This window comes from uncultured Brachybacterium sp. (genome assembly GCF_947500705.1).
GTDB lineage: Bacteria > Actinomycetota > Actinomycetes > Actinomycetales > Dermabacteraceae > Brachybacterium.
The window spans coordinates 605,388-628,248 of sequence record NZ_CANMSY010000001.1; the positions used below are offsets into that span (position 1 = coordinate 605,388).

The 22,861-nt window shown below is 69.6% G+C and carries 20 protein-coding genes and 1 tRNA gene; 7 read left to right on the top strand and 14 right to left on the bottom strand.

All coding sequences use genetic code 11. From position 1 onward, the window contains the following. The first annotated feature begins 57 nt into the window (after window positions 1-57). Together Q0937_RS02780 and Q0937_RS02785 are read left to right on the top strand one after the other, a co-directional pair. Window positions 58-1,047 (top strand): LppM family (lipo)protein, encoded by a 990-nt coding sequence (locus Q0937_RS02780; RefSeq protein WP_299299481.1) that lies wholly within the window; start codon window positions 58-60, stop codon window positions 1,045-1,047. A gap of 108 nt (window positions 1,048-1,155) precedes the next feature. Beyond that, window positions 1,156-1,228, top strand: a tRNA-Arg gene (locus Q0937_RS02785). A gap of 153 nt (window positions 1,229-1,381) precedes the next feature. Here Q0937_RS02785 and Q0937_RS02790 read toward each other — a convergent pair. Beyond that, a complete protein-coding gene (locus Q0937_RS02790) occupies window positions 1,382-1,729 on the bottom strand; it encodes a metalloregulator ArsR/SmtB family transcription factor (protein ID WP_299299483.1) in 348 nt (115 codons plus the stop codon). A 56-nt stretch (window positions 1,730-1,785) separates the two neighbouring features. Here Q0937_RS02790 and Q0937_RS02795 point away from each other — a divergent pair, with 56 nt between their 5' ends. After that, window positions 1,786-2,859: a cation diffusion facilitator family transporter gene (locus tag Q0937_RS02795; RefSeq protein ID WP_299299485.1), complete on the top strand. Its 1,074-nt coding sequence runs from the start codon at window positions 1,786-1,788 to the stop codon at window positions 2,857-2,859. On the opposite strand, the gene Q0937_RS02800 is transcribed toward Q0937_RS02795, so the two are convergent. The 8 genes from Q0937_RS02800 to Q0937_RS02835 form a co-directional block, all read right to left on the bottom strand. Next, window positions 2,856-3,404 (bottom strand): GNAT family N-acetyltransferase, encoded by a 549-nt coding sequence (locus tag Q0937_RS02800; protein WP_299299487.1) that lies wholly within the window; start codon window positions 3,402-3,404, stop codon window positions 2,856-2,858. The two genes, Q0937_RS02795 and Q0937_RS02800, sit on opposite strands and share 4 nt — an antisense overlap. Next, a complete protein-coding gene (locus Q0937_RS02805) occupies window positions 3,401-4,639 on the bottom strand; it encodes a Gfo/Idh/MocA family protein (protein WP_299299489.1) in 1,239 nt (412 codons plus the stop codon). Before Q0937_RS02805 ends, Q0937_RS02800 begins: the two co-directional genes overlap by 4 nt. Beyond that, on the bottom strand, window positions 4,629-5,393 hold the full coding sequence (locus Q0937_RS02810; RefSeq protein ID WP_299299491.1) for a ThuA domain-containing protein: 765 nt from the start codon (window positions 5,391-5,393) through the stop codon (window positions 4,629-4,631). Before Q0937_RS02810 ends, Q0937_RS02805 begins: the two co-directional genes overlap by 11 nt. Window positions 5,394-5,784: 391 nt before the next feature. Next, complete coding sequence (locus tag Q0937_RS02815) at window positions 5,785-6,174, bottom strand: hypothetical protein (RefSeq protein ID WP_299299493.1); 390 nt, start codon at window positions 6,172-6,174, stop codon at window positions 5,785-5,787. Next, complete coding sequence (locus Q0937_RS02820; RefSeq protein WP_299299495.1) at window positions 6,171-6,791, bottom strand: histidine phosphatase family protein; 621 nt, start codon at window positions 6,789-6,791, stop codon at window positions 6,171-6,173. Before Q0937_RS02820 ends, Q0937_RS02815 begins: the two co-directional genes overlap by 4 nt. Window positions 6,792-6,802: 11 nt before the next feature. Further along, on the bottom strand, window positions 6,803-8,512 hold the full coding sequence (locus Q0937_RS02825; protein WP_299299497.1) for an FAD-binding oxidoreductase: 1,710 nt from the start codon (window positions 8,510-8,512) through the stop codon (window positions 6,803-6,805). Next, window positions 8,509-9,456, bottom strand: a complete 948-nt coding sequence (locus Q0937_RS02830) for a lysophospholipid acyltransferase family protein (RefSeq protein ID WP_299299499.1) — start codon at window positions 9,454-9,456, stop codon at window positions 8,509-8,511. The genes Q0937_RS02825 and Q0937_RS02830 overlap by 4 nt, the downstream gene beginning before the upstream one ends. Before the next feature lie 4 nt (window positions 9,457-9,460). Further along, a complete protein-coding gene (locus Q0937_RS02835; RefSeq protein ID WP_299299501.1) occupies window positions 9,461-10,237 on the bottom strand; it encodes an SDR family oxidoreductase in 777 nt (258 codons plus the stop codon). Between the two features lie 140 nt (window positions 10,238-10,377). Between Q0937_RS02835 and Q0937_RS02840 the strand changes: the two genes are divergently transcribed. The 3 genes from Q0937_RS02840 (at window position 10,378) to Q0937_RS02850 (ending at window position 15,033) form a co-directional block, all read left to right on the top strand. Further along, window positions 10,378-12,675, top strand: a complete 2,298-nt coding sequence (locus tag Q0937_RS02840) for an HAD-IB family hydrolase (RefSeq protein WP_299299503.1) — start codon at window positions 10,378-10,380, stop codon at window positions 12,673-12,675. A 257-nt stretch (window positions 12,676-12,932) separates the two neighbouring features. Further along, complete coding sequence (locus Q0937_RS02845; RefSeq protein WP_299299505.1) at window positions 12,933-13,874, top strand: hypothetical protein; 942 nt, start codon at window positions 12,933-12,935, stop codon at window positions 13,872-13,874. Between the two features lie 421 nt (window positions 13,875-14,295). Further along, window positions 14,296-15,033, top strand: coding sequence for a hypothetical protein (locus tag Q0937_RS02850; RefSeq protein WP_299299507.1), 738 nt, complete (start codon window positions 14,296-14,298; stop codon window positions 15,031-15,033). A gap of 266 nt (window positions 15,034-15,299) precedes the next feature. On the opposite strand, the gene Q0937_RS02855 is transcribed toward Q0937_RS02850, so the two are convergent. From Q0937_RS02855 to Q0937_RS02875, 5 genes are all read right to left on the bottom strand, one after another. Next, a complete protein-coding gene (locus tag Q0937_RS02855; RefSeq protein ID WP_299299509.1) occupies window positions 15,300-16,115 on the bottom strand; it encodes an amino acid ABC transporter ATP-binding protein in 816 nt (271 codons plus the stop codon). Beyond that, entirely contained in the window at window positions 16,115-17,032 is a 918-nt protein-coding gene (locus Q0937_RS02860; protein WP_299299656.1) for an amino acid ABC transporter permease, read from the bottom strand. The genes Q0937_RS02855 and Q0937_RS02860 overlap by 1 nt, the downstream gene beginning before the upstream one ends. A gap of 65 nt (window positions 17,033-17,097) precedes the next feature. Beyond that, window positions 17,098-18,042 (bottom strand): ABC transporter substrate-binding protein, encoded by a 945-nt coding sequence (locus tag Q0937_RS02865; RefSeq protein ID WP_299299511.1) that lies wholly within the window; start codon window positions 18,040-18,042, stop codon window positions 17,098-17,100. 71 nt (window positions 18,043-18,113) lie between these two features. Next, window positions 18,114-20,216 carry an ABC transporter ATP-binding protein gene (locus Q0937_RS02870; RefSeq protein WP_299299513.1) on the bottom strand — a complete coding sequence of 701 codons (2,103 nt, stop codon included), beginning with the start codon at window positions 20,214-20,216 and terminating at the stop codon, window positions 18,114-18,116. After that, the gene (locus Q0937_RS02875; protein ID WP_299299515.1) at window positions 20,216-21,952 is read right to left on the bottom strand and encodes an ABC transporter ATP-binding protein; all 1,737 of its coding nucleotides are present in this window, start codon (window positions 21,950-21,952) and stop codon (window positions 20,216-20,218) included. Before Q0937_RS02875 ends, Q0937_RS02870 begins: the two co-directional genes overlap by 1 nt. A 235-nt stretch (window positions 21,953-22,187) precedes the next feature. On the opposite strand from Q0937_RS02875, the gene Q0937_RS02880 reads away from it, so the two are divergent. After that, complete coding sequence (locus Q0937_RS02880) at window positions 22,188-22,856, top strand: DUF6318 family protein (protein ID WP_299299517.1); 669 nt, start codon at window positions 22,188-22,190, stop codon at window positions 22,854-22,856. Window positions 22,857-22,861: the final 5 nt, after the last annotated feature.

Here is a 22,861-nt window from a genome sequence, read left to right on the forward strand (position 1 = left end):
ACGACCACTGCCGCCGACGCCGTGCTCGAATCCAGCGAACCACCCGATGGGGGCACCATGACCAGCAGCATCTCGATACGGCGCAGGATCGTCGCCGTCCTCCTCCTGCCGTTCCTCATGGTGCTCGCCGGGTGCGGGAAGTTCCACGCGGACTTCGACATCCAGGACGCCGACACGATCAACGTCTCCTATGACTTCGCGATGGACGAGGAGTTCGCCGAAGGGCTCTACAGCTCCGCCAAGGAGATGTGCACCGCTTTCGAGGAAGAGATGACCGCAGTAGGGGAGATGGCCCCGAGCGTCGAGCCCTATGAGGAGAACGGTCAGCTCGGATGCCTCATCACGGGCGTCATGACCAGTGACAACTTCGAGGATGGCTTCTCCCTCACCGAGGCCGACGGTGAATACCATCTGGTGATCGATGGCAGCGAGAGCGTGGGACAGGACCTGAACTCTCCCGAGATGGAGGGCCTCGAGATCGACTTCCGGATGACCTTCACCTTCCCGGGCGAGGTTCTCGCGTCCCAGGGCGGCCAGGTCGACGGCAACTCCGTCACCTTCACCGATCTGAACGAGCTGGCGGCGGGAATCGACATCCGGGCCGACGCCGGCGGGTTCCCCTGGGTGATCGTCGTCATCGTCGCGCTCGTGCTCGGGTTCCTCCTCCTGCTGCTGCTGGCGGCGGTCATCTTCTTCGTGCTCCGGGCGCGCAGGAACAAGGGCGGCGGCGCTGGTGGCTCCGGCATGCCTGCCGGCTATGGGGCAGCAGCCCCGGGCGCCGCGGCCGGCGCGATGCCCCCGGTGGCGCCGCAGAGCGGTCAGCAGGGTGGACAGCCGTGGGGACAGGCGTCCCCGGCCCCGACGCAGCCCGGCGGCCCGCAGGGTGACCAGCCCTGGGGTCAGGCGTCCCCTCCCCCGGCCCCGCAGCAGCAGCAGTGGAGCCAGTCCGGGCAGGGCCAGCCCGGGCAGAACCAGCCGAACCAGGGCGGTCAGCCCTGGGACCATCCCGACCAGGGGCAGCAGCCTCCGCAGAATCCGAGCTGGTGACCTCACCTCGGTGAGCCGTCCGGGAGCCGTGTGAGCAGGGTCATGGCTCCCGGATTGGCGTCGATCTGCGCGGCCCGCTAAAGTAGTTCAGGTTGGTCCAGCCAACGGGCGCCCGTAGCTTAACGGATAGAGCATCTGACTACGGATCAGAAGGTTGGGGGTTCGAATCCCTCCGGGCGCACTGCAGAAGTCAGCCCCTCGCGGCACCGAAAGGTGCGGCGGGGGGCTTCTTCGTCCCTGCCGTGTGCGATACCGGCGCAGGCGCCGGGTGCACGCTTAGGGACGCCCGGTGCGATGTCCCCACGGCATCCGGCCTCCCACCGACACTCACCGCTCAGTAGCCGTGAGGGTCATCCCCCGCCGCCGCTCCGGTGACGTGCTCGGCGTGCGAGAGCGTCTCCGTGAGGAGTCGGCGCACATGGGCGTCCGAGGCGCGATAGAAGGCGAAGGTGCCCTCCTTGCGGCTCTGCACGAGACCGGCCAGTCGCAGCTTGGACAGATGCTGGCTCACCGCGGCGGGTGTCGCCCCGATCGCCTCGGCGAGCGCATTGACGCTGGACTCCTGCTGGAAGAGTGCCCAGAGGATCTTGACCCGGGTGGGGTCGGCGAGCATCCGGAAGGTCTGGGCGGCGATCTGAGCATGCTCGTCGTCGGGGACCGGATGGACGGGCGCGGGATGCATGTCTCCATCGTACGCAGATGTTGCTATCCGCATGTCTACGCAGATAGATTGACAGCGTGTCTCCGCCCCCCGCCTCCGATCACTCGCACGGCGCGCACCCAACGCCGCAGCACGCCCCCGATCACGACCACCACCACCACGCCGACCACGACCACCACGACCACCACGACCACGACCACGACCACGACCACGCTGGCACCAGCCTCTGGGCACGCCTGCGCCATGCCCTGACCCCTCACAGCCACGATCACGGCGACGCGATCCGCACCGCCGAGGAGTCCAGCGCGATCGGGATCCGAGCGGCCTGGGTGAGCCTCGCCGGCATGGGAGCGACCGCGCTGCTGCAGATCGCCATCGTCGCACTCAGCGGCTCGGTCGCGCTGCTCGCCGATACCGTTCACAACCTCGGCCATCTGGCCACCACGATCCCGCTGATCATCGCCTTCCGTCTGGGCCTGCGCGCCCCCACCCGCCGCTACAGCCATGGCTTCCGGCGTGCTGAGGACCTGGTGGGGCTTCTGATCGGGGCGGTGATCGCTCTGTCAGCAGCGCTGATCGTCTGGGAGTCCCTGCGGGCGCTCACCTCTGCTCGGGATATGACCCATCTGGGCTGGGTGCTCGCCGCCGCCGTCATCGGTGCGGCCGGGAACGAGCTGGTCGCGAGGTATCGGATCCGCGCGGGCCGGAAGATCGGCTCAGCCGCGCTGATCGCCGAGGGACAGCACGCGCGCACCGATGCGCTCACCTCGCTCGCCGTGGTGATCGGCGTGATCGGAGCCTGGCTGGGCCTGGCCTGGATCGACCCGATCATCGGCCTGGTCATCACCGTGATGGTGGTGCTCGTGCTGATCAGCTCGATGCGCACGGTGATCCACCGCCTGATGGACGGTGTCGAGCCCGGCACCCTGGACACGATCGAGGCAGCTGCCGCAGTGCCCGGTGTGCTCGCCGTGCACGATGCCAGAGCCCGCTGGATCGGGCATCGCCTCGAGGCGGAGGTCACTGTGGACGTCGACCCGGGCCTCAGCGTCGGCCGCTCCCGCCTGCTTGCGGACCAGATCGAGGAGCGGCTGCACCAGGCCCTGCCTCACCTGGACCGCGCCGGCGTGCGGGTCACCGCAGGCGTCTAGAGGGCGAGATCGTCCCAGACGAACGTGGTCGTCTCCCCACTCTCCCAGTCCCGGCGCAGGATGCTGTAGGCGACCGTGGCGAGCGGTGCGCCGCCGTCCACCGGCCAGCCCTCCCGGTAGTGCGCCTCCTTGACCCAGCCGCAGCGCAGGAAGGTCCTGCGCATCGCGATGTTGTCCTCACGGGTCTGCCCCTCGAAGCGGTTCACGTTCGGCATGGAGGCGAAGACGTGGTCCGCCACGGCTCGGAGGACCTGGACACCGAGGCCGCGGCCGCGGAACGGTGCATCCAGGCGGAGGTCGAACAGCGGGTCCTCATCGCTCAGATCCTCCAGGCGCAGGAAACCGATGCGGCCCAGCTCGCCGTGATCGATCCAGAACGAGTCGTTGTCCTCGTCCCGGTAGGCGCCTTTGCTGATCAGGGCCTCGATGTCCTCGGCACGCGGGTGCGAACGCACATGGAACGGGAACTCGTTCCGCGTCATGAAGTCGACGAGGGCCTCGTGATCGGCACCGTTCGGGTCCAGCCTCGTGACGGTGATGCTCACGCGGTGAGCACCTCGCGCACCGAGGTCCAGGACTTCATCAGCTCGCGGGCTGCGGGATCGGTCTCCGCGGCGATCGCCTCCACCCGGGCCTGTTCGAGCAGAGTGTCGATCTCGATCCGCTGCCCGCTCTCCACGGAGGCCACTGCCGCCTCGACCATCGCGAAGCTCAGCAGGTTCTCGTGCACCTCGCACATCGGGGTGCGGCCCTCGCGCAGGGCGCTGACGAACTCCACCAGCGACGCCGCGATCTGATCGGGCTCCGGGGCGTCCTCTGCGGCGACCTCCGCCTGCAGGCGGGCGGTGGTCTGCTCGTCCTCGGTGCCGAGCACCGGGGCCGAGGTGCCGTCCCAGGTGGCGGAGCCGTGCTGGGCGGCGATCCGCCATTCGCTGTTCCACCAGGTCGGCAGGCCGCGAGCATTCCAGGTGCCGTGATACGCGAACAGCGACCCGTCGGACATCTCGAAGGTCGCGCTCACGCTCGCGTCGTGCGAGTAGACGCTCCAGTCCGGCCGGGCCCCGCGGGCGGTGACCGCCACCGGGTCGGCGCCGGTGAGGTACCGGGCGGTGTCGAAGGCGTGGATGCCCATATCGCGCAGCAACGGATGGTCCTGGGTACGGCGGAACCCGTCGTGCTCGACGAACAGCGAGAAGAACGCGCTGGTCATCACCGTCGGCCCCTGGGCGGCGACGAAGCTGCGCAGCTGCCGCACCTGGCGGAAGAACCGCCTCGACTGGGAGACCATGAACGGCACCCCGGTCAGCTCGGTGTGCGCGACCAGGCTCAGCGCCTCCGAAAGGGTCTCGGTGACCGGCTTCTCGCCGAGCACCGGGATCCCCGCGTGCAGCGCCTTCACGGTCACCGGATGGTGCGCGAGCGGCACGGTCGGATTCACCAGCAGGTCGGCGCCCACCTCGAGGGCGAGGTCGACCCCGTCGGTCCCGGCGGCGACGCTCGCGGGGTCAGCGACCCCGGACTGCTCGATCACCCGCTGCGGCGCGCCCTCGACCAGATCGGCGACGCCCACCAGCTCAGCCACCCCGCTGGCGACGATCTCCCGCGCCCACCAGCTGCCCATCCCGCCGGCGCCGACGACCACCACGCGGGCGGGACGGTCCGCGGGCAGGGGCGGGAAGCCGGTGCGCTCGACGGACGGCACCGGGGCCGCGGAGGTGTCGGTCAGCGTGCGGGCTGAGTGGAGAGCGGGCTGGGCGCCCACAGAGTGCTCAAATGGCACGCGAGACCTCGCCGCCGCGGAACCAGTCGCGCGGGGCATTGGCGATCTTCACCGGCGCGGACTCGCGCTCCTCGGGTCGGGCCCAGACCACGGCGTTGGCCAGCACGCGCTGGATCTCGGCCTGGTGGTAGACCGGGTACTCCTGGTCGCCGGGGCTGAAGAAGAAGACCTTCCCCTTGCCGCGGCGGAAGGCGGCACCGGAGCGGAACACCTCTCCCCCGGCGAAGGAGGAGACGAAGACCAGCTCGTCAGGAGCCGGGATGTCGAACATCTCGCCGTACATCTCCTGCGCGGGGATGACGATCGGATGGGGCACCCCGCGGGCGATCGGGTGGGAGCCGTTGACGGTCCACACCCGCTCCTCCTCCCCCTCATTGCGCCACAGCAGGTTGCAGGTGGTCCCCATCAGCGCCTTGAACGGCTTGGAGTAGTGAGCGGAGTGCAGCGGGATCAGGCCCATGCCCTCGTGGACGCGGCGCACCACCCGCTCCGAGATCTCATCGGGCACATCCTCGTGCGCCATATGGCCCCACCAGGTGAGGACGTCGGTCTCGGCGAGCGCCTCCTCGGAGAGGGACTCCTCGATGTCGTCGAGCAGCGCGATCCGCACCTCGGCCTCGATGCCGTCGGCCGCGAGCAGGGTGCGCAGACCCTCCGCGATCACGGTGTGCATTCCGTCGGGGTAGATCGCCTGCACCGTGTGGTCGACCTTCTCGTGCCGGTTCTCGCCGAAGACGGCGATGCGCAGTGCCATGGGATTCTTCGTCCTGTCGCTGGGGATTCGCGGGCCGTCTCGAAAGACGCTGGAACCATCGTAGAGGCGTCTCGGCACCTTCCGTGAGCCACGACGGGGGACTCGCGGCGAGGAATCACGGCCCGATGGCTCCGGAGCCCCGGTCCCCAGCCGACCCCCAGGAACCGTGACCGGGATGTGATCTGTTCCTCACTCCGGACGGCTATGGTCGAATACAGGCTCCTTCAATGGCGAAGGGGCCTGCACTTCTCGGGGCGGTCGCGATCGGCCCCGAGGCCGTCACAGGGGCTCTGTGCCCCCGGACAGGCCGGACCGATGCCTCCTTCGGGACTCAGCACCAACGGCCCGGCACCGACGGCCGGCACCGACGGGCCGGTCAGAGCTCCCAGGGTCAGAGCCTCCGCGCCTCCACGAGCCTCCCATCGGACCCGAACTGCTGCTCGAGAGCTCCGGCCGTCTCCAGGTGCACTCGGGCGGCACGCGCCCTCCCTGAGGCCCCGCCGAGTGCACGGCCCGCCGACTCGCCCCAGAGGTAGCGGATCTCGGTGACGCCGGGCCCCTCCCGCAGCTCGATCGGCGCGGAGAGATGGAACTTCGCACCGGCGAAGGCGCCGAGGAAGACGCTTCGGCGTCGGCTGCCCCGCTCGACGTCGATCCGGCCCGGGCCGCGCTCGTGGACGCTCCAGCCGCGGCGGAGGAAGAACTGCTCCAGAGCAGTCCACACCGAGCGCAGGTCACCGCGCACCGTGAGGGCCACTCCACCGGGGAACTGCAGGGTCATGATCGGACTCTCTCTTCGGTGGGTGCGTCTGTGGAGGGCACGTCTCTGACGGGCCCGAGCAGTCGCAGCTCGGCATTGCCGAGGTGCGGCTGTTCGCGGTGGTCATGGGGATCTGCCCCGGCTGCGAGCGTGAGCGCGATCTGCAGCACGTCGCCGTGGGCGACCAGCACCACGGGCGCGCTGCGGGCGAGCTCGTCGGCCTCGCGCAGCGCCTCGAGCACCCGCGCTGCGACCGCGTCGACCTGCTCGACCTCGTCCTGATGGGTGCCGCGCTCGCGGTCGATGCCCCACACCCGCTCATAGGCGCTGGCCGGGCCCTCGTCGTGCTGGCCGAAGCTGCGCTCGCGCAGGCGCTGATCGATCCGGGGTGCGGCGGCGCCGAGCCCGGCGGCGAACTCCTCGGCGGTCTGGAGGGCGCGCGCGAAGTCGCTCGTGAGCACCACCGTCTCCGGACCCAGGCCCTGCGCGGCGCCGGCTCGGGCGGCCTCGCGGGCCTGGGTACGACCGCGCGGCGTCAGACCCACCTCGGAGAGCGCGCGCGGCCCAGGGGCCGACACGATCAGCCCCTCCACGTTCGCAGTGGACTCCCCGTGCCGGAGCACCCACAGCCGGTTCATCGACGCTCCTGTCAGGGGGTGGTGACCTTGCCGGGGTTCAGGTTCCGGCCGGGATCGTTATCGGCGAACAAGCCTTTGACCATGCGCGCGCCGACCTCGCCGATGTCCTCGGTGATCCACGGCTGGTGCTCGGTGCCCACCGCGTGGTGGTGGCTGACCGTCGATCCGAGATCCACGAAGGTCTGCTGCACGGCGCTCTTGGCGGCGTAGTACTGCCCGAGCGCCTCCTCGTCGGAGGAGTAGGGGAAGGCGAAGGTGAAGTAGAGGCAGGCCCCCGCGTGGTAGCTGTGCGACATGTGGCAGAACATGAAGCCCGGCAGGCCCTGCTCCTCCTGCACCGCGTAGAACGCCTCGTAGGCCTTCGCATGGACCTCGTTGAGGTTCGACCAGGTCGCCCCGGTGTCGCAGACGTCCCCGAAGACCTGGTAGTTCATCAGGAAGTCGCGCAGGTAGGGGGTGTCGAACTTCTTCTGGTCGTAGATCGCGCCGGGACCTGCGCCGAGGGTGATGCCCCCGTTGCTCTTCACGATCTTCTTGACGATCGACTTCTGCTGCTCGACGGCCGTCTTGGAGCCCTCGAAGCAGACGTAGGAGATCGACATCTCGTTCCTGGTGTCCCAGCCCTGGGAGCGGAGGTAGGCGAACAGCCCGTCCTGCACCTTCGCGGCGACCTTCCCCTTGGTGGAGCTGGGCTCCTTGACCATGGAGAGGCTGAACTCGGTCTCGGGGCCGTCGGAGAGTCGGGTGAACGTGGGCGTCACGTCGGTGGACCGGGCGATCGCGTGCATGCCGCGGATGCCGTGCTCCCAGTCGGGATACATATAGGCGATGACCTGGCGCACCGGGGCCAGGCGATGGACCTGGACGGTGGCTTCGGTGATCACGCCGAGCCGGCCCTCGCTGCCCAGGATCATCTCGTGCACGCTGGGACCGGAGTCCCGGCCCGGTATCGCCTTGGTGACCGCGATGCCGTCGGGGTGGACCATGCGCAGTCCGCGCACGATGTCCTCGATGTCGCCGTACTTGTCCGACTGCATGCCTGAGGAGCGGGTCGCGGCCCAGCCGCCGAGGGTCGAGTAGGTGAAGGAGTCCGGGAAATGGCCGACGGTCCAGCCCTCGGCGTTCAGCTGCTCCTCGAGGTCCGGGCCGTAGACGCCGGCCTCGACCCGGGCCAGGCCCGCGGTGTCGTCGATCTCGAGCACCTCACGCATGCGGCCGAGGTTCAGGGAGATCACCGGGCGCTGCTCGGCGATGTCGGGGGTGACGGAGCCGGAGATGCTGGAGCCGCCGCCGTAGGGGATCAGCACCAGGTCCTGCTCGAGCACTATCCGCAGCACTGCAGCGACCTCCTCCTCGGAGGCGGGGTAGACCACGGCGTCGACCAGGCGGGCGAAGTCGCCCTGGCGCACGCGGAAGAGGTCCGGCAGGGAGCGGCCGAAGGAGTGCACGACGCGGTGCTCGTCGTCCTCCAGCACGCTCTCCTCGCCGACCACGCCGGTCAGCAGCGAGCGCACGGGCGCGGGCAGCCGGCTCGCGGGCACCTCGAAGTCCGACAGGACGGGGTCGACGGGCGTGCTCTTGGCCGCCAGGTCGACACCGACCTTGTTCTTCGCCAGCGGGGCGAAGGCAGGCTTGTTGTCGTAACGGAAGGTGACGTCGTCCAGACCCCACCCCCACCACTTGTGCCGCTTGACCTCACGTGCGCTCAGCCGGTCACTCATGCGGTGTCCTCCTCGTCCCGGACAGCACTGCCCAGGACCTCGTCGTGATGCTCGTCGTACAGGTCCTTCACCCGGGCCCGGATCCGCGCGGAGAAGTCCACCGCGGATTCGTCCTCGTGGGAGATCATCGGCTCGCCGAAGACCACGGCCACCGGGGGCCGGCCCGGCTTCGGCCAGCTGCGCCCCTTGGGCATCGCCTCGTGGGCGCCGATGATCGCAGCCGGCACGACGGGCACGCCGACCCCGATCGCGAGCGCCGCGGCGCCGGGCTTGAAATCGGCCATCTTCCCGTCCAGCTGGCGGGTCCCCTCGGGGAACACCAGGATCGGCACGCCGGCGCGCAGCAGCTTGCGCGAGGTGCCGGCGTGCTTGCGGGAGCCGCCGCGGTCCACCGGGAAGGCGTTGAAGATGATCCGGACGAAGAGCCGGCGGTACCAGACGGTGAAGAAGTAGTCCGCGGCGACGCCGGTGGACAGGAAGCGTGCCTGCGCCCACGGCAGGCCGCGCGCCAGCATCGGGGCGTCGATATGGCTGGAATGGTTGGCGACCAGCACGAACGGCCCGCGCACGGTCTTCACCCGGCGGTGGACCACCTTCGAGGTGGTGAGGTTCGAGCCGACCACCGCGCCGAAGAACCCGCGCTGCGCCACGAAGCGCAGTGCGGCCCGCGCCTGCGAGCGGTACTTGGCCAGCTCTCCCTGCGGCTTCTCCCAGCCCTCCCCGCGGGAGCGGGCGGAGAGGGACTTCCGCGTCCGCTTCGCGCGGGCCGGCGAGGGCGCAGGGGTCGGCTCCGCCGCGGCGGGGCTGGTCTCGTCGGCGGGCAGCGAACCCTCCCCGGGGCCCGTCACATCGGCGGAGGTCGCGTCCTCAGCAGGGGCTCTGCCGTCGGCAGGATCGGTGCCGTCGGCGGGATCGGCGGGCTGCGGGGTGTCCTCGGAGGTCACGCGATCACTTCTCCCGGGTACGACGGTGGCTGAGCAGGGCGCTCAGCCGGGCCACCAGTCCACGCGGAGTCACGCGCAGCACCGCCGCGATCACCTTCCAGCGCTTCGAGGGGATCGAGACCGGCTTCCCGCGGGCGACATCACGCAGGCACTCCTCGACCAGGCGGTCGGCGTCGAGCCAGAGCACCCCGGGGATCGAGGAGCCCTTGATCCCGGCCCGAGTATGGAACTCCGTGCGCACCCAGCCCGGCATCAGCGCCGTGACCTGCACGCCGGCGCCGCTGAGCTGCACGCCGAGAGATTCCGAGTAATTGCCCACCCACGCCTTGATGGCGGAGTAGTTGTTCTGGGTGACCAGCGCGGAGACGGAGCCGACGTTGATGATCCAGCCCCGGCCGCGGGCGCTCATCGCCCGCCCCGCAGCGCCACCCAGCTTGAGCACCGCGCGGATCATCACCTCGAAGCCGAGGTCATGCTGGGAGAGGTCGTCCTCGAGCAGGCCGGCCTTCACGGAGAAGCCCGCATTGTTGATGAGCACGTCGACCGGGTCGGTGGTCGCCTCGAGGCGGTCGGCGACGCGCTGCTGGGCGTCGCGGTCGGAGAGGTCGGCGACCATCGTCTCGACCTCGACGCCGTACTCGCGACGCAGCTGCGCGGCGGTCTCGGCGAGGCGATCGGGGTCTCGCGCGACCAGCACGAGAGCTGTCCCCCGACCCGCGAACGCTGTGGCGAACGCGGCCCCGATGCCTGCAGTGCCGCCAGTGATCAGGGCCCTATGCATGGCGGCTACGATACACTAGCGAGGCCCTGACCAGCGCGGAGAAGCTCCCTGGTGGGAGCACTGCAGGGCCCCCGCGCGCGACCCGAGTGGCCTCGGAACCCGTGTCCCGCGCCCCGCCGTACCCGTCCACAGAGGATCCCATGACGCACACCACCGCCCCCGTCGCTCAGACCGCTCCCGGCGGCACCACCAGCGGAGGGCGTCGGATCCTGCTGACCGGGGTCACCGGCTTCCTGGGTCAGGCTGTGCTCCGCTCACTGCTGGAGACCACGCCGGATACGCACATCACCGCGGTCGTGCGCCCCAAGGGCTCCGTCACCGGTCGCAAGCGGCTCGAACAGCTGCTGCGCAAGCCCGTCTTCTCCTCCTGGGCCGAGCTGCTCACCGCCGAAGGCACCGCGGAGGCGCCGGTCGACGGCAGGGCCCGGCTGAAGGAGATCTTCGACGCGCGCGTCGGCGTGCTCGAGGGTGACCTCACCGACATGCCCGCGCTCACCGAGCCCTTCGACACCGTGATCCACTCGGCCTCGTCGGTCTCCTTCGACCCGCCGATCGACGACGCCTTCCGCACCAACGTCGGCGGCGCCCGGAACCTGTACGAGGCACTGCTGGCCTCGGGCCAGGACCCGCACGTCATCCATGTCTCCACCGCCTACGTCGGCGGCATCGCGAAGGGTCTGCGCCAGGAGGGCTCGCTCAAGGCCGACGTCGACTGGCGCGCCGAGTACGAGGCCGCGATGCAGGCCCGCGCCCGGGTCGATGCGGAATCCCGCCGCCCCGAGACGCTGCGCTCCCAGATCAGCGCGGCGAAGGGTCGTCACGGCCGGATGGGCCCCACCGCAGTCGCCGCCGCCTCCGAGGAGTCGCGCCGCGAGTGGGTCAACGAGCGCCTGATCGACTTCGGCCGCACCCGCGCCCAGTCCGTCGGCTGGACCGACATCTACACCTTCACCAAGGCGATGGCCGAGCAGGTCGCCGAGGAGCTCTGGGCCGGGAACGGCCACCGCGTCTCCTTCGTGCGCCCCTCCATCATCGAGTCCGCGATGAAGAAGCCCTACCCGGGCTGGATCGACGGCTACAAGGTCGCCGACCCGCTGATCATGGCCTACGGGCGCGGCGTGCTGCCGGAGTTCCCGGGCCTGGCCGACTCGATCCTCGACGTCATCCCCGTGGACCACGTCGTCAACGTGATCGTCGCGCTCGCCACGCAGGACGTCTCCCGGCGCGGCGACGACGCCTACTTCCAGGTGGTCTCCGGTGCCTCGAACCCGTTGCCCTTCCACGAGATGGTCACCGCGGTGCGCGAGTACTTCCTGAAGTACCCGCTCGAGGATGACAAGGGCCGCCCGATCCCGGTGCCCGAATGGTCCTTCCCTGCCGTCGAGATGGTCGAGCAGCGGTTCCGCGCCAAGGAGCTCTCGGCGAAGCTCGGCTCCGCCGCGGTGGCCTATCTCCCGGCGACCAAGCGCACCCGGGAATGGACCGCCAGCCTGCACAAGGCCACCTCCGGGCTGACCATGCTGCGCAAGTACATCGAGCTGTACCGGCACTACACGAAGACCGAGATGGTCTTCGACGATGCCAACACGCGGGCGCTGCGCGAAGAGCTCTCACCGGAGTTCCTGGCCACCCATGACTTCGACATCACGGGGCTCGTCTGGAAGGACTACTTCCAGCAGCAGCATCTCCCCGCGGTCACGGATCTCACCAAGGCCTACTCCCGCGCGAAGTCCGCGCAGAAGAAGCGCGCCTCCCGGCCCGTCCCCGAGCTGAAGCGCACGGAGAACACGCTGGCCGTGTTCGACCTCGACGGCACCGTGCTCTCCACGAACATCGTCCAGCAGTACTTCGCGGTGGTCCGGGCGACCAAGCCGCGCCGCACCTGGCCCGCGGAGATCGGCGGACTGCTGACGGCCATCCCCGGCTACCTGCGTGCCGACAAGCGCGACCGCTCGGAGCTGATCCGCCTGGTCAACCGCCGCTACAAGGGCTACCGCAGCGAGGATCTGCGCACCCTGATGCAGGGCGAGGCCGGACGCCGGATCCGGGCCTCGATCCTCCCCGAGGCGCTCGAGACCATCGAGCGTCACCGCGCCGCCGGACACCGCACGCTGCTGGTCTCCGGTGCGCTGGACGTGCTGGTCGAGCCGCTCGCGGACCTGTTCGACGAGGTCATCGCCACCCACATGGACGAGGACGCCTCCGGCGTGATGACCGGCTACCTGGCCACTCCCCCGCTGGTCGACGAGGCGCGCGCGAACTGGCTGCGCAAGTACGCCGACCTGCACGGCGCAGACCTCTCCACCTCCTACGGCTACGGCGACTCCCACGCCGACGCCGCCTGGCTCGAGCTGGTGGGCACCCCCGCCGCGGTCGCCCCGGACCTGGGCCTGTACGCCGTGGCGAAGAAGAAGCGCTGGCAGATCCTGGAGTGGTGAGCCGGCAAGGCGGCTCGGCTCCGGTCCACCACAACTTCGCCTGTGGTGAGCGTTGAACGGCTCTCCACCGTTCACTCCTCACCACAGACAGATTTCTGGTGGCACCTGCCGTCGTCCAGCGGGCCCTCACCGCTCCTGACGGGCCGTGCCCCACCTGGCGGGCTCTGAGTTCCGCGACCGTTCCTCCCCACCTCCACGTCGTCCACAGCGACGACGGTCGCCCCTTGCTGCGTCCCGTCTTCTCCGAGACTCAGGACATGTACGGACCGAGTCGACTGATCCTGCCGGCGAGCGCAGGGATCCCCTTCCGCCCGAACCGTCGGCGCCGGGGCACGCTTCACCTCGGCGCGAGACAGCTCGGCGTCGCCCGGCGCAGCGAACTCGCAGCCTTCGGCCATACGCCATGGACGATGCGTGCCGCACTCGAACGAGGTGAGCTGCAGCGCGTGGCGCGGGGGTGGATCACTCTGCCCTCCGCCTCCCCCGCAGTGGTCCGCGCGCTCGTCGCCGGCTACCGCGTCACCTGCGTGGATGCTGCCAGGATGCAAGGTCTGTGGACGCCGCATGACGCCTCCCCCGAAGCAGAGCTGCTGCACGTCTACCGTTATGGCGATGGGCGTGCCGTCCCCGACGGGATGATCGCCCATCTCCCCCGTGTCAGATCCTGGCCGGAACCGGATGCTGTCGCCTCCGTGCCGCTCGCCCTCGAGCATGCTCTCCGCTGTTGCAGCGGGGAGACCGCCGCGATCCTGCTCGAGTCGGCGATGGAGCGTCGTCTCCTGTCCCCTGCGGCGGTGCAGCAGCTGCTCGACCGCTCCCCTGACGCTATCCGCTCCCGGATCGGGACTCTGTCCACGGCCAGTGACTCGGGGTCCGAGACGAGGGTGGTGCGCTGGTTGCGGCGGCGGCGGTTCCATGTCGAACAGCAGGTGTTCGTGGACGGGGTGGGCCTGCTGGATGCTTACGTCGGCGGCCTCTTCCTGGAGATCGATGGTCGGGAGTTCCACGACGGCGAGGACGCTTTCCGCCGGGACCGGCGCCGCGATCTGCGGGCGATCCGGCACGGGCTGCAGGTCCTTCGACTGAGCTACGCGCAGGTGTGGCACGACTGGGACAGGACCCAGCAGGACATTCTCCGAGCCATCGATGAGGTCGGCGTCTTCGGCCGACGCAAAGTCGAGCGGCTGGCACTTCGCTGAGCTCGCCAGCAGCACGTCGAGCGCCTCCCGCAGGTCGAGCGGCACCCGCAGGTCGAGCGCCTCCCACAACTCCAGCGCCTCTCGCAGGTCGAGCGCCACCAGAACTCTGTCTCTGGTGAGATACGAGCGGCGGTAGAGAGCTCAAGCCCTCGCCTAAGACAGATCAGTGGTGGCACCGGTCGGCGGAGCGAGGGGCACGCGGCGGGCACCGCTCGACGATGGGGACCTCTGATGGGGTAGCTCTGCACGGGTACTCCTCCCCATGGCGCGAGCCGCACTTCGTTCCTAGGCTCGACGCATCATCACAGGCCGAGGAACAGAACACCGTTCCCGCGCCGAGATCCAGGAGCCGCGCGACCGTGCAGCTCCTTCACCGCAGAGGACGGCCTCCGCCGCACCCTGCCCACCGGAGGAGGACTCCATGTCCCGCACGATCATTGCCCGCGGCGCCGCTCTGGCCGCCGCCACCATGCTGGCACTCACCGCCTGCGGCGGCACGGACGAGGCTCCCGCCGAGCAGCAGCCCGCCGAGGTCACCGAGCAGGAGGCAGATCAGGACGCGGAGACCGACGTGGAGGAAGACGACGCCACGGAGGAAGCTGCGGATGACGCCGATGCCGAGGACACCGCTGAGAGCACCGAGGACGGCGGTGACGACGCGGCCGCCGCGGGGGACGACTCCTCCGAGGGGGATGAGGCAGCAGGCGTCGCCGCAGGCACCGTGGTGGAGATCGGCACCGAGTTCACTGACGAGGAGACCGGCGACGTGATCACCATCGCCTCCGCGGTGCGCGGCAACGACACCGAGTACTACTTGGCCAGCGACAATCCTGACGGAGAGATGATCTACCTCGAGGTGAAGGTGACAGCAGGAGACCAGTTCGGCGGGGTCATCAGCCAGCAGGACTTCTTCCTCGACGACGGCGGTGAAGAGGTCAACTACGCCAGCACCGCCGACGACGAGCTGATCGCGGCCGGATTCGAGTACTTCGACGGCACCCCCCGCAGCGATGGCGAGGGCACCGGTTACATCCCGATCTACGTCGAGACCACCGGGGACACCCTCAAGGGTGCCTACCTCCGACCGGAGATGAAGATCCTCGGTGAGGACGCCACCGTCCCCGAGTTCCGCGGCGAGTTCGAGATCCCGGCACCCTGATCAGCAGCGACCGTCTCCAGCGGCCGGACGCTGGCCATTGCCCGTGCAGGGTGTCCCCTACGCAGGGGGCACCCTGCGTTGCGTCGGTGGCGGGCCTGCCACCGGAACTCAGTCTGTGGTGAGGGTTGAACGGCTGTGGCGCGTTCACGACCTCGCCCGAGACAGAGAAGCGGTGGCCCACGGGGAGCGGCGGGCTGGGCCGACGGGGCAGGACAGGCGGGGCAGGGCAGGCGGGGCGGGGCTGGGCCGGCTGGCCAGGCGGGCGCTCAGAGCACCGAGGCCAGGAAGCCCTGCAGCCGTTCGGACTCGGGGTGGTCGATGACCTGCTCGGGGGTGCCGCGCTCGAGGATGCGACCCTCGTCCATGAACACCACCTGGTCGGCGACCTCGCGGGCGAAGCCCATCTCGTGGGTCACCACGACCATGGTCATCCCGTCGGCCGCGAGATCCTTGAGGACGGTGAGCACCTCGGAGACCAGCTCCGGGTCCAGGGCGCTGGTGGGCTCGTCGAAGAGCATCAGCTCGGGATCCATGGCGAGCGCCCGGGCGATCGCGACGCGCTGCTGCTGCCCGCCGGAGAGCTCGGAGGGGTAGTGGTCCGCGCGATCGGCGAGGCCCACCCGGTCCAGCAGCGCCCGAGCCTTCTTCTCCGCCGCGGCCTTGGGCAGACCGCGCACCTGCACCGGCGCTTCCATCACGTTGCCGAGCGCCGTGAGGTGCGGGAACAGGTGGAAGCGCTGGAAGACCATGCCGATGCGGGAGCGCTGCGCAGCGATCTGGGCGGAGGTGAGCTTCTGCCAGCGGCCGTCGGGCAGGGGATCGGGGGCATAGCCCTGCACGACGTCGTCGATCAGGACGCGCCCGGCGCTGGGCTCCTCGAGCTGGTTGATGCAGCGCAGCAGGGTGGACTTGCCGGAACCGGAAGGGCCCACCAGCACGGCCACCTCGCCGGAGCGCACCGTGAGCTCGCAGTCCTTCAGCACGTGCAGGTCACCGAAGGATTTGTGGACGCCATCGAGCTGGATCACGGTGCGGGCCGCGCGAGCGCGGCCAGGCGCGGGGTTCTGGGGGTTCTGGCTCATCACAGCTCCACCTCCGGGAGCGGGTTCTGCGGGGTGGTGCCGGCGCTGTTGACCGCCGCCTGGCGGGAGCGCCTGCCGCGGCCGGTGGCCGGGGTGCGGTCGTCGAAGCCGCGACCGAAGTGCTTCTCGAGGAAGTGCTGGCCCACCATCAGCACGCTGGTGATCGCGAGGTACCACAGGGCCGCGACGATCAGCAGCGGGATCGGGGTGAACAGCTTGTTGGCGATGCCGTTGGTGGCGAAGGTGAGGTCGAGCGTGAAGGGCACGGCGAGCACCAGCGAGGTGGTCTTGAGCATGCCGATCGTCTCGTTCCCGAGCGGCGGCACGATCACGCGCATCGCCTGCGGGACGATGATGCGGCGCAGGATCTTCCCGTTGCTCATGCCGAGCGCCTTGGACGCCTCCGTCTGACCCTTGTCCACGGAGTTCAGTCCGGAGCGGATGATCTCGGCGAGATAGGCCCCCTCGTTCAGGCCCAGACCGATCACAGCCGCCCAGAAGGCGGTGAGCAGGTCGCGGGTGGAGAAGCTCAGCAGCTCGGGCCCGAACGGCACACCGATCACGATCTTGGGCACGATCACCGTGAACAGGCCCCAGAACACCAGCTGGGTGTACACCGGGATGCCGCGGAAGATGAAGATGTACGCCCAGCTCACGCCGCGCAGCACCGGGTTGTCGCTGCGACGCATGATCGCCGCGGTCAGCGCCACGACGGTGCCCAGCACCATCGACAGCACCGTCAGCAGCAGCGTCCAGCCGACGCCCTGGATCACCTTGACGTCCAGTAGATAGGTGGCCACGGTGCCCCACTCGAGCACCGGATTGGTCACCAGGAACCAGATCAGGCCCAGGACCAGCAGCGCCGCGATGACGGCGGAGACCCAGGTGCCGGGGCGCGGGGCGGCCTTGGCGCGGATCGGTGTGAAGCGCTCCGTGGCGGGCGGCGGGGCCGACGGGGACGGGGCGGGGTTCGGGGTGATGGTCACGGCTGGGGGTTCACTTCCGCGGTCGGGATCAGGCCTGCTTCATTGCCCCATGCAGCGAGGATGCGCTCCATGTGGCCGGAGTCGATGAGGTGCTGCACGGCGGCGCGCAGGGCCTCGGCCAGCTCGGGCTGGTCCTTGGCGACGACGATGCCGTTCAGCGCCGATTCCTCGATCTCGCCGATCTCCTCGAGGGTCCCGCGGGAGCGGGCGATGGCGTAGGCGGTCACCGGGGAGTCGGCCATCAGGATGTCGCCCTTGCCGCCGGCGACGTTCGTCGCCGCATCGGAGTTGGAGGCGTAGGCGAGCAGGTCATACGCCGCCGCGCCTTCGTCCCGGCACTCCTGGGAGCGTTCGATGGACAGCTCCTCCTGGTAGGTGCCCACCTGGAGGGCGACGCGCTTGCCGCAGAGGTCGTCCGGGTCGATGCCAAAGGGGTTCCCGGCCTTGACGGCGTAGGAGATGCCCGCCTGGAAGTAGGAGACCATGCTGACCGCCTCGAGCCGCTCCTCGTTGACGGTGAAGCTCGAGATCCCGACGTCATAGGTGGAGCCGACGGCGGGGATGATCTGCGCGAACACCGCGGCTTCGGTACGGGTCCCGAGCCCCAGCACCTTGCCGATCCCGGCGAGGATGTCCATGTCGTAGCCGATCGCCTCGCCCGAGGAGCCCACGAACTCGCCCGGGGCATAGTTCAGCGCCGCGCCGTTGACGAGCTCGCCGCGCTCGCGGATCGCGGCCGGGACCAGCGCGGCGATCTCGGGCACCTCGGCGATGTCGGAGAGGTCGACCTCGGGCACGGCGTTGGACTCGGCGTCCAGGCGCTCGGAGGCACGGGTGCAGGAGGCCAGCGCCGGGGTCAGCGCCGCCATGGCCAGAGCCAGGGGCGCGGCCCGCAGCAGAGTGCGGCGACGGGGGTGCCGACGGGGGCGGGAAGAAGTCACCGATGAATAGTATTCATAGGTTTGCATGGAAACAAGTTGCTGTCGGGAGGCTCACCAGCGACGCCACCGGCTCACCGGCCCAGCGCCATCCCCCCGGTGGTCGTCGCCACCTCGTCCTCGCCGACGCCGGCGAGCTCCCCGGCGTCGATGTCCACCGCCGCGCCCTCGAACTGCGAGCGGTACAGCCGGGCATAGGCGCCGCCGACGGCGAGCAGTTGCTCGTGGTTCCCCTGCTCCACGATGTCGCCGTCCTCCATCACCAGGATCAGATCCGCGTCACGGATCGTGGAGAGGCGGTGGGCAATCACGAAGGAGGTGCGGCCCGCGCGCAGCGCGTTCATCGCCTTCTGCACGAGCACCTCGGTGCGGGTGTCCACGCTCGAGGTGGCCTCGTCCAGGATCAGCAGGCTGGGCCGGGCGAGGAAGGCACGGGCGATGGTCACCAGCTGCTTCTCACCGGCGGACAGGGTGGTCTCGTCGTCGTCCACGACGGTGTCGTAGCCGTCCGGCAGCTGCCGGGCGAAGTCGTCGACGTGGGTGGCGCGCGCCGCCTCGATGACTTCCTCGTCGCTCGCATCCAGGCGGCCGTAGCGGATGTTCTCCAGGAGGGAGCCCTTGAACAGCCAGGTGTCCTGGAGGACCATGCCGGTGCGCTCGCGCAGCTGGGCGCGGGTGAGGTCGCGGATGTCGATGCCGTCGATCGTGATCCGGCCACCTCCGACCTCGTAGAACCGCATCACGAGGTTGACCAGCGTCGTCTTGCCCGCTCCCGTCGGCCCCACGATCGCCACCGTGTGCCCGGGATCCGCGACCAGCGAGAGGTCGCGGATCAGCTCGCGGTCGGGGCTGTAGGAGAACGCCACATGCTCGAACTCGACCCGACCCTCGCCGATGCCCGCCGCGGCGGTGTCCACGGTGGTCTCCGGCTCCTGCTCCTCGGCGTCCAGCAGCTCGAAGACCCGCTCGGCGCTGGCCACGCCGGACTGCAGCATCGTCGCCATCGAGGCGACCTGCGAGAGCGGCTGGGTGAACTGGCGGGAGTACTGGATGAACGCCTGCACGTCGCCGAGGGTGAGCTGGCCGGAGATGATCCGCAGCCCACCCACGATTGCGATCGCGACATAGCTGAGGTTCCCCACGAACATCATCAGCGGCATGATCAGGGAGGAGACGAACTGGGCACCGAAGGTGGCGCGGAACAGGGTCTCGTTGCGCTCCTCGAAGCGGGCGGCGACCTCGTCCCGTCGGCCGAAGACGGTCACCAGGCCGTGCCCGGTGTAGGCCTCCTCGACCTCGGAGTTCACCACGCCCGTGGCGTCCCACTGCTGGGCGAACAGCTTCTGCGCGCGCTTGCCGACGACACTCGTCAGGACCAGCGCGACCGGGATCACCGCGAGCGCGATCAGGGAGAGCTGCCAGGAGATCGTGAACATCATGATCAGCACGCCGAACACCGTCAGGATCGAGTTCACGAGCCCGGTGACCGTGTTCATCAGGGTGTTCTGGATGTTGTCGATGTCGTTGGTGACGCGCGAGAGGATCTCCCCGCGCTTCATCCGATCGAAGTAGGCCAGCGGCAGCCGGTGCAGCTTCTCCTCGATGTCGCGGCGGAGGCGCGAGACCATGCGGTAGATGATCCGGTTCAGGGCCACGCCCTGCAGCCACATCAGCAGCGCGGAGACGGCGAAGAGGCCGACGGCGAGCCCGAGCGTCTGGTACAGCGCATCGAAGTCGATCCCCACGCCGGGCGTGAGGGTCATGCCCGAGAGCAGGTCCGCGAACTGCTCCTCGCCGTCGGCGCGCAGCTGCGCGATCACGTCGGCCGGGTCGGCGCCCGCGGGCAGGTTCTTCGAGAGCAGGCCGGTGAAGATGATGTCCGTGGCGCGGCCCAGGATCTTGGGGCCGACGACGCTGAACGCGACCGAGACGACGCCGACCGCGATCGCGAGGAACAGGTAGACGCGCTCGGGGCCCATCTCCCGCAGCAGACGCTTGGTCGACGGCCAGAAGTTCTTCGCGCTCTGGCCGGGCCGCAGTCCGCGCGCGGCGTCCTTCTCCGCGGCGATCTCCGCAGCGGTGGATGCCTCGTCCCCGGCGGGGGTCGCAGGAGCCTGGGAGCCGACGGGGGTCGCGGGGTCCTCCGGACGCTGAGGGGTGTTCTTCGGAGCAGTCATCAGGCCACCTCCTCCTCGACGCCCTGCGAGCGGACGATCTCCTGATAGGTCTCCGAGCCCTCGAGCAGCTCGGCATGGGTGCCCTGGTCCACGATCCGGCCGTTGTCCAGCACCAGGATCAGATCCGCGGCGGTGATGGTCGAGACCCGCTGGGCGACGATCAGCATCAGGGCATCCTTCGTCTCCGGGACCAGCGCGGCGCGCAGCTTGGCATCGGTGGTGAGGTCCAGCGCGCTGAACGAGTCGTCGAACAGGTACAGGGAGGGCTTCGCGACCAGCGCCCGGGCGATGCACAGCCGCTGCCGCTGACCGCCGGAGACGTTGGTGCCGCCCTGCGCGATCGGGGAGTCGAGCTCCGTGGGCATCGAGGCGACGAAGTCACGGCCCTGCGCGACGGTCAGCGCATGCCAGAGGTCCTGCTCGTCGGCGCTCGGATCCCCGAACCGCAGGTTGCTCGCGACCGTGCCGGAGAAGAGATAGGGCCGCTGCGGGACCAGGCCCACCCGGTCCCAGAGCACCCGCGCATCGAGATCGCGCACGTCGTGCCCGTTCAGCAGCACCCTGCCCTCGGTGGCGTCCATCAGTCGCGGCACCAGGTTGATCAGGGTGGTCTTGCCGGCGCCGGTGCCGCCGATGATCGCGACGGTCTGCCCGGCGCGGGCGGTGAAGGAGATGTCCTCGAGCACCGGGCGCTCGGCGCCCGGATAGGTGAAGGAGACCTGGTCGAAGGTCAGCTCGACAGGCCCCTCGAGGTCGCGGATCCCGTCGGTGCGCTGGTGGACGCTGGTCTCGGTCTCGAGCACCTCGGTGATGCGATCGGCGGAGACCATCGCGCGCGGGATCATCATCGTCATGAAGGTCGCCATCATCACCGCGATCAGGATCTGCATCAGGTAGGCGATGAAGGCGGTGATCGAGCCGATCTCCATCTGCCCCGAGTCGATGCGCGGCGCGGCGACCAGCAGCACCAGCACGCTGGAGACGTTCAGGATGAACATGATGATCGGGTTGATCAGGATCATCAGCAGGCCGATCCGACGGTTCAGGTCGGTGAGCTGGCCGTTGACCACGCCGTAGCGCTCGCGCTCCCGGTCCTCGCGCACGAAGGCGCGCAGCACCCGGATGCCGGTGATCTGCTCGCGCAGCACCCCGTTGATGTCGTCGATCTTGCCCTGCATCTGCTTGAACAGCGGCGCGGCCTTGAAGATCAGGATCCCGACGGCGACCAGCATCACCGGCACCATCACGGCGATCAGCCAGGCCATCCCCGGCTCCACCCGCAGCGCCAGGACCACACCCCCGATTCCCGTCACGGGGGCCTGGACCAGCATGTTCAGGCTGAAGAAGACCAGCATCTGCACCTGCTGGACGTCATTGGTGGAGCGGGTGATCAGCGAGGGGGTGCCGAACTCGGCGAGCTCGCGCGGGGAGAAGGAGCTGACCCGGCCGAACACCGTCGAGCGCAGGTCCTTGCCGACCCGCATCGCGGAGCGGGCGGCGAAGTAGTTCGCCATCACCAGCGCGATGATGTTGCCGAAGGAGATGACCAGCATCAGCCGGCCGAGCTGCCAGATCACCGGGACATCCGCCTTGGCGACGCCGTCGTCGATGATGTCCGCGTTCAGGGTGGGCAGGTAGAGCGCGGCCAGCACGCCGACGATCTGGAAGATCACCACGAGGGCCACCCAGATCCAGTACGGCTTCAGGCCCCTCAGCACCAGGCGCAGCAGGGTCACAGGTTTCCTTCCGAAGAACCGACGATCCCGGGCACGGACCTGTCGACCCGGGAAGCATAGGCTTTCCCGCCGTGCGGCCGCATCCAACTTAGGGCGGATCCGCGCAGGGCGGAACCAGGGCGCCGGAGCCGACGGGCGATGCGCCGGAGCCCCTGCGGCGAGGGCACCTGGACTGCACGTGGCGGCGACCACCTCCCCCTCTGTCCGCCCGGGTGCGTCGTCTACCGTGGGGCAGGTGAATCGACCAGTCCAACGCCTCATCATCATCGCGCTCGCGGTCCTGCTGGTGGTCCCCCTCGGCGTGATGGGGCTCGGCCAGCTGCGGGGTCCGAGCTCTGAGCAGCAGACGGTCGAGAGCGGGCAGGACCCTCAGAACCCGGAGAACCGGCCGACGGCAGACCCCGCCGCGCAGCCGCCCCGCCCCGAGCTGCCCCGCCCTGCCGAGCCCGCGGGGCTGACCGAGCAGAGCAGCGAGGGCGCGCAGGCCACGCTCACCTACCTGCTCGAGTCCTACGACTACATGATGAGCAGCGGCGACGTCTCAGTCTGGGAGAACTCCATCGACCCCAACTGTCAGGTGTGCGTGAGCTTCCTCAGCAACGCCGAGACGCTCGACGCGCAGGGCGGCTACCTCGTCGACGGCGCCTTCACGGTCCACTCGACGGCGTTCGAGGGCACCGGGGAGCCGCCCGCGACCGGCACCGTGGTCGCCGACTTCACCCAGGAGGAGTCCATCCTGGTGGACGACCCGACTCTGCAGGCGAACCAGCTCGCCGAGGTGACCGGCCAGCTGATCGCCACCATCGCCTGGGACGGCGAGCGCTGGCGCATCACCGACATGAGCATCGCTCCCCCGGCCGATCAGGCGGGCGCCCCCTCCGACAGCGGCGGCCCGGAGGGCTGAGCCCG

Bases quoted from the DNA above. Each gene is read 5' to 3' on its own strand.
- Q0937_RS02780 (WP_299299481.1), top strand. From the start codon at position 58: ATGACCAGCAGCATCTCGATACGGCGCAGGATCGTCGCCGTCCTCCTC.
- Q0937_RS02790 (WP_299299483.1), bottom strand. From the start codon at position 1,729: ATGCATCCCGCGCCCGTCCATCCGGTCCCCGACGACGAGCATGCTCAG.
- Q0937_RS02810 (WP_299299491.1), bottom strand. From the start codon at position 5,393: ATGGCACTGCGCATCGCCGTCTTCGGCGAGAACCGGCACGAGAAGGTC.
- Q0937_RS02815 (WP_299299493.1), bottom strand. From the start codon at position 6,174: ATGACCCTGCAGTTCCCCGGTGGAGTGGCCCTCACGGTGCGCGGTGAC.
- Q0937_RS02820 (WP_299299495.1), bottom strand. From the start codon at position 6,791: ATGAACCGGCTGTGGGTGCTCCGGCACGGGGAGTCCACTGCGAACGTG.
- Q0937_RS02825 (WP_299299497.1), bottom strand. From the start codon at position 8,512: ATGAGTGACCGGCTGAGCGCACGTGAGGTCAAGCGGCACAAGTGGTGG.
- Q0937_RS02835 (WP_299299501.1), bottom strand. From the start codon at position 10,237: ATGCATAGGGCCCTGATCACTGGCGGCACTGCAGGCATCGGGGCCGCG.
- Q0937_RS02840 (WP_299299503.1), top strand. From the start codon at position 10,378: ATGACGCACACCACCGCCCCCGTCGCTCAGACCGCTCCCGGCGGCACC.
- Q0937_RS02845 (WP_299299505.1), top strand. From the start codon at position 12,933: ATGTACGGACCGAGTCGACTGATCCTGCCGGCGAGCGCAGGGATCCCC.
- Q0937_RS02850 (WP_299299507.1), top strand. From the start codon at position 14,296: ATGTCCCGCACGATCATTGCCCGCGGCGCCGCTCTGGCCGCCGCCACC.
- Q0937_RS02855 (WP_299299509.1), bottom strand. From the start codon at position 16,115: ATGAGCCAGAACCCCCAGAACCCCGCGCCTGGCCGCGCTCGCGCGGCC.
- Q0937_RS02870 (WP_299299513.1), bottom strand. From the start codon at position 20,216: ATGACTGCTCCGAAGAACACCCCTCAGCGTCCGGAGGACCCCGCGACC.